At 67.0% G+C, this 6,372-nt stretch carries 5 protein-coding genes; all 5 read right to left on the bottom strand.

The features are described from left to right. A partial coding sequence (locus QH196_RS10760) for an NAD-glutamate dehydrogenase domain-containing protein (RefSeq protein WP_280415625.1) occupies window positions 1-2,556 on the bottom strand: 2,556 nt, incomplete at its 3' end. A 94-nt stretch (window positions 2,557-2,650) separates the two neighbouring features. Beyond that, a complete protein-coding gene (ettA, locus tag QH196_RS10755; RefSeq protein WP_280415624.1) occupies window positions 2,651-4,327 on the bottom strand; it encodes an energy-dependent translational throttle protein EttA in 1,677 nt (558 codons plus the stop codon). 35 nt (window positions 4,328-4,362) lie between these two features. Then, entirely contained in the window at window positions 4,363-4,863 is a 501-nt protein-coding gene (locus tag QH196_RS10750; RefSeq protein WP_280415623.1) for a single-stranded DNA-binding protein, read from the bottom strand. A 289-nt stretch (window positions 4,864-5,152) separates the two neighbouring features. After that, window positions 5,153-6,121, bottom strand: a complete 969-nt coding sequence (locus QH196_RS10745; protein ID WP_280415622.1) for a threonine/serine dehydratase — start codon at window positions 6,119-6,121, stop codon at window positions 5,153-5,155. Further along, window positions 6,122-6,271, bottom strand: a complete 150-nt coding sequence (locus QH196_RS10740) for a hypothetical protein (RefSeq protein WP_280415621.1) — start codon at window positions 6,269-6,271, stop codon at window positions 6,122-6,124. Window positions 6,272-6,372: the final 101 nt, after the last annotated feature.

Raw genomic sequence — 6,372 nt, 5'->3', positions numbered from 1 at the left:
CGCCTTCACCAAACCCAGAATCTCGGTCCGGAAATCCTCCAGCCGATCCGACCAGCGCAAACCACCCCGCGCCACCGCACCGAACCGCAGATGCACACCCTCCACCCGCGGCGAATACACAAAGATCTCGTACTTCGGCCGTGGCTGCGGGAGTTCGGCGATCTCCTGGGGTTCGACCTTCACCGAGATGAATTCCCGGGCCGCGCCGTCGGCGTCGGTGACGTAGTAGTTGGTGCGCAGGGTGGCCCGGATCAGGCCCAGTATGGCCCGCAGGATACGGTCCGCGTCCAGGCTGACCACCTGGTCGATCCGCTCACGCACCTGCTGTTCGAGCCGGTCGGCGTCCTCGGCCGAATACCGGTCCGGGTCGAACCGGGCAGCGAACAACCGCGCGAACAATCGCGCGGTATCCGGGTAGGTATGCAGGACACGGGCGATATTGACCTGGCTGTAGGGGAATCCGGCCTGCTGCAGGTATTTCGCATAGGTGCGCAGAACGGCGACCTCACGCCAGGTCAGACCGGCGCGTAGGACGAGTTCGTTGAGGCCGTCGGCCTCAGCCCGGCCGTACCAGATGGCATCGAACGCCTCGGTGAACCGGTCGCGGACCCCGGCCGCGGCACTGGCCCGTGTACCCGGTGCGACCTCGAGCAGTTCGGCGTCGAGGTCCTGATCGAGGGCGGCGCGCAACAACTCCGCGCTCGCCAGCAAACCGAAATCGTAGATCCACCGTTCGCTGGCGGTACCGATACCGTCGGCTTCCCGCCGGATCCGGTACGGCCGTTCGTCGAGTACCTCCACACCGAGGCTCTGGAGCACCGGCAGCACCTGGCTCAGCGAGATCCCGGCGCCGCCGATATAGAGCGTGAACCGCCAGGAGCCGGCGGGTGCCTCCGCGACGCGGTACAGGTGCTGGTCGATATTGCCGGTCCGCAACCGCTCCAGACGGTCGATATCGGCCAGGGCGCGCCGCGCGCTGAAATCCTGTTTGTAGGCGTCCGGGAACGCTTCGCAGTAGCGGCGCACGATCTGCGGGTCCAGGACGGTCGAGGCACTCACCTCGTCGTTGAGATGGTCGTCCCAGGTGCGGCTCGCCTCGCCGAGCAGGTTCTGGATGCGCAGCCGTTCGGGTTCGGAGATCTCCTCCGCCGAGGACACCCGCACCGGTTCGGCGGTATCGGCACCGGGCAGCCGGATGGTGAAATACACGCTCGCGAGCTCGCTTTCGCTCACCCGGGCCGAGTAGTCGATGGAGGCACCGCCGAGTTCGCGGACCAGGATGTCCTGCATCTCCAGCCGGACCGCGGTGGTGTAGCGATCCCGTGGCAGGTACACCATCGCGGCGACGAAGCGCCCGTACGGATCGACCCGCAGGAACAATCGAACCTGCCGGCGCAGCCCCACATTGAGTACCGCGGCCGCGATGCGGCGCAGCGTGGCCGCATCGCAGGCGAACAGTTCGGTACGCGGGAAGCCCTGCATGACCTCGAGCATCGCCTGACCGGAGAACGAATCGAGATCGAAACCGCTCCCGGTGATGGCCGAACGTACCCGGGTGCCCACCACGGGGATATCGAGGACGTTCTCGTGCAGCGCCGTCACGGTGAAGACACCGATGAACAAGTGCTCACCACGGATCTCGCCCGCATCGTTCACATCGGCCACACCGATGAAGAACGGGTAGACCGCCCGCTGCATGGTGACCGGGATCAGGCCCTGGGTCATCCGCAGCAGCCGTGGCGCACCGGTGACGACCGGAACCTGGAAACCGATCCCGGTACCCGGATGCAGCACCCCGAGTGCGGAATCCGGAACGAATTCCGGCACCGATTCACCGGCTTCGGCGCGGTAACGCGCGTAGCCGAGCACGGTGAAGTTGCCGGCGGCCATCCAACGCAGCAACCCGGCACAGTCGGAAGGTGCGATATCGGCATCTGCCGTGACCACGGTGTCACCGGCCCGGTCGAGTCCGGCCGCGAGATCGTGGAGCACGGCGTGGATCGCCTCGGTATCGTTGCTCACCTGCCGCACATCGCCGATCACCCCGGGTACCGCGGCGGCGATCTCGTCGAATAGCTCGGCACTGGTCGCGGGGTGCAATTGCAGGTGAATCCAGGATTCGCGGCCGGTCGCCGAACCGGTGTGCTCGGCATCGGCATCGTGCGGCCAGGCCGCCCGGAGCCGCCCGTCGGCATCCCGTTCCACGGTGACGATGGGATGGATGACCTCGCGCACCGTACCCCCCAGCCGGGCCAGCAGGGCCGTGACCGAATCCACGAGCATCGGCATATCGTCGGTCACGATCTGCACCGCGGCGCCCAGCCCGGACCCGTCGTCGGGGTGGTGGACCCGCACCGAACCCTGACCCGGCTGCCGGGTCAGAGCCAGTGCGAGATGCGCCCGGAAGGTGAGCTCGACGCTGGAGATCTCACAGTCCGCCTCGTCGGTGCCCACATGCCGGAAATATCCCTCCTCCAGAGCATGGAGGCCGGCACGGAGGTTGTCCGGCAGTTCGGCAACCCAAGCCTCGCTGGACAATTCGGACGAGACCGTCATTTCCCACTCCCTTGGATGCGGATTTTTCGGAAGACATACCGACGCCGCCCCGAGGGTAGTCCCGCAACCGGGTCGCGGGAAAAGATCTACGGCATTACCCGCGGGTCAGTTTGCGATGCGTCACTCGGTGCGGCCGTGCGGCTTCCGGGCCGAGGCGTTCGATCTTGTTGGCCTCGTAGGCCTCGAAGTTGCCCTCGAACCAGAACCATTTGGCCTCGTTGTCGGCGTCACCCTCCCAGGCGAGGATATGCGTGCAGGTACGGTCCAGGAACCACCGGTCGTGGGAGATGACCACGGCACAGCCGGGGAACTGTTCCAGCGCGTTCTCCAGCGATCCGAGGGTTTCCACGTCCAGGTCGTTGGTGGGCTCGTCGAGCAGGATCAGGTTGCCCCCCTGCTTCAGGGTGAGCGCCAGGTTGAGGCGGTTGCGTTCACCACCGGAGAGCACCCCGGCCGGCTTCTGCTGATCCGGGCCCTTGAACCCGAAGGCGCTCACATAGGCACGTGACGGCATTTCCTGCTGACCGACCTCGATATAGTCGAGCCCATCCGAAACCACTTGCCACACAGTCTTGTTCGGGTCGATACCTGCCCGGGACTGGTCGACATAGCTGAGCCGGACGGTCTCGCCGACCTTCACGGTGCCGCTGTCCGGCTCCTCCAGACCGACGATGGTCTTGAACAGGGTGGTCTTACCCACGCCGTTCGGGCCGATCACACCGACGATGCCGTTGCGCGGTAGCGTGAACGAGAGATCCTTGATCAGCTGGCGATCGCCGAAGCCCTTGTCCAGATGCTCGACCTCGACCACGACACTGCCCAGTCGCGGGCCGGCCGGAATCTGGATCTCCTCGAAGTCCAGCTTCTTCATCTTCTCGGCCTCGGCGGCCATTTCCTCGTAGCGGCCCAGCCGCGCCTTGTTCTTGGCCTGGCGGGCCTTGGCGCCGGAGCGCACCCACGCGAGTTCGTCCTTCAGCCGCTTCTGCAGCTTCTGGTCCTTCTTGCCTTGCACGGCGAGGCGTTCGGCCTTCTTCTCCAGGTAGGTGGAGTAGTTGCCCTCGTACCCGATGGCCCGGCCGCGGTCGAGCTCGAGAATCCAGCCGGCGACATTGTCCAGGAAGTACCGGTCGTGGGTGACGGCCAGCACAGCACCCGCGTACTGCGCCAGGAACTGTTCCAGCCACAGCACGCTCTCCGCGTCGAGATGGTTGGTCGGCTCGTCCAGCAGCAGCAGATCGGGCTTGCTCAGCAGCAGTTTGCACAGCGCCACACGGCGGCGCTCACCACCGGAGAGATTGGTGACCGGCTCGTCCGGCGGCGGGCAGCGCAGCGCATCCATCGCCTGTTCGAGCTGTGAATCCAGATCCCAGGCATCGGCGTGGTCGAGATCCTCCTGGAGTTTGCCCATCTCGTCCATGAGCTCGTCGGAGTAATCGGTGGCCATGAGTTCGGCGATCTCGTTGAACCGGTCGAGTTTGACCTTGATCTCGCCGAGGCCCTCCTCGACATTGCCGCGGACCGTCTTCTCCTCGTTCAGCGGCGGCTCCTGCTGCAGAATCCCCACACTGGCGCCCGGCGCGAGAAAGGCTTCGCCGTTGTTCGGCTGATCCAATCCGGCCATGATCTTCAGCACGCTGGATTTACCGGCGCCGTTGGGGCCGACGACGCCGATCTTGGCGCCGGGAAGGAAGTTCAAGGTGACATCGTCGAGCACGACCTTGTCGCCGTGCGCCTTACGAACCTTCTTCATTTGGTAGATGAACTCAGCCATGGCGATCACCCTATCCGTCAAACATCGGTGCGGTTTCACACGTCGGCGTTCACCGGCCGGTCGCCGGATGCCGACTTCTCCCCCAGTGGATGGTCCTGCTCCCCCGCCACCCCGTCCCCGGCCGTCCCAGCGTCCGGATCGGCCGGATTATTCCCGGTCACCATCGCATACCCGGTGCGCCGGCGCACCACCTGGGCGGTGCAGCGGGTGAGGTCGGGCCCCACGGTATGGGCCCGCATCTCCAGGTCCCGGCGTTCGGCACCGTCGCGGGTGCGGTACTCGTTCGACCGCAGCTGCCCCTGCACGATCACCGGATCGCCGCGGTGAATGGAGGCGTCCACACCGGCCACCAGGCGCCGCCAGCAGCTCACCGTCAGGAACAGCATCCCGTTGTCCACCCATTCACCCGATTCCCGGTCGAGCCGGCGCGCGGTGCTGGCCAATCGGAAGCTCAGCACCTGCTCGCCGCCCGCGAGATCGCGCTTGACCGGCTCGGTCACCACCGTACCCACCACTGTCGCCAGAGTTTCGTACACGAATCCACCCCTTCGTCGAGCCCGGCATCGCCGGGCAACCCCCGCCCCGAGATTCCGGGGACGCATTCATCGTGCCCGCGGCCGGGCCACCGCGGCGGACGGAATGCGGATCTGTGGACAACTCCACGGCATCGGCGAACTTGTGGAATTCACACCCCTCAGCCTGCCCGGCAGCGCCCCGGCATTGCAGCCGGAACCGGCGAGAAGCGGGCCTCGAGCGCCGGCCGGCGCGGAGCTCGGTCGGCCACAGCGGGGTAAGGCCGCTGGAGCCATCGGGCATCCGGGTAGCTCAGAGCACCGGCAGCTCGGTATTCGCCCCGCACAGCACGACCACCGGACGCTGACCTGCCGGCGGAACGTAGGCACCGCTGAGAATCGCCGCCAAGGCCACCGCTCCGGACAGTTCCACCACGATCCGGAATTCCCGCCACAGGTAGTCGCGGGCCTCGGTGATCGCGTCGTCGGTGACCAGTACCGAGCGGACCCCGTAACGGCGGGCGATATCGAACGAGATCTCCCCGAGCCGGGTGGCGCCCAGGGCGTCGGCGGTGATACTGGAGATCTCGACATCAACCGGTTTGCCCGCGGCCAGGGCCGAATGCATCGTCGGAATACCTTCGGGTTCCACCCCGACGATCTCCCGGCGCCGACCGGCGGCCGCCGCGATCCCGCCGACGAGGCCACCGCCTCCGACGGCGACCAGAACGGGCGGGCGGCCGCGCACCTGCTCCTCGATTTCCAGCCCGATCACGCCGGCGCCGGCCACCACCGCGGGCAGATCGTAGGCATGCAACTGGAGCGCACCGCGTTCCGCGGTGATCTCGCGCGCATGCTCGTAGGCCTCGGCATAGGTGGTTCCGTGCCAGCGCACCTCCGCACCGTGCGACCACATCGCCGCGACCTTGGTATGCGGTGCCGATTCGGGGACCACCACGGTGCAGGATTTACCCATCCCGGCCGCGGCCAGGGCCGCCGCGATCCCCGCGTTTCCCCCGGAGGCGATGACGACATCTTCCGGGCACACCCGCTCCGACAGCAGCGCGTTGTAGCTGCCGCGCACCTTGAACGTGCCGCCGTGCTGCAGATACTCCAGTTTCAAGGTGACCGGTACCGGCCCGCCCGGCCCCGGGACGACGGTGTGGAACACCGGGGTCTTACGGATATGCCTGCCGAGCCGCCGCCGGGCCGCGCGGACATCGGATCGGTAGATGCGGCGTAACGGTGGCAAGGGTGTCACTGGGGTCTTCTGTTCGGTCATCTACTTCATTGCCCGATCTCGCTTGGCCAATTCGGCGAACATGGCATTGTGCGCGGCCAGTTCCGCATCGTCGTCACGTTCCGCCGCACGGTCGGTGCGGCGGGCCAGCCGGGCGTGGCGGCGCGGCCCCAGGGTGAGCAGTGGCAGCAACACAAACACCCCCCGCCCATCGCCCCGGGGCCCCGCCCCACAGGCCCCCGGGGGCGGGGGACCCCCCACGGCGGGATGGCAGTCCAGACCGCGACAGCGGG

The sequence above is a fragment of the Nocardia carnea genome, from assembly GCF_029868325.1.
Lineage (GTDB): Bacteria > Actinomycetota > Actinomycetes > Mycobacteriales > Mycobacteriaceae > Nocardia > Nocardia carnea_C.
The sequence above is the reverse complement of the archived record's forward strand: the minus strand, read 5'-3'. Positions and strand labels throughout refer to the sequence as shown.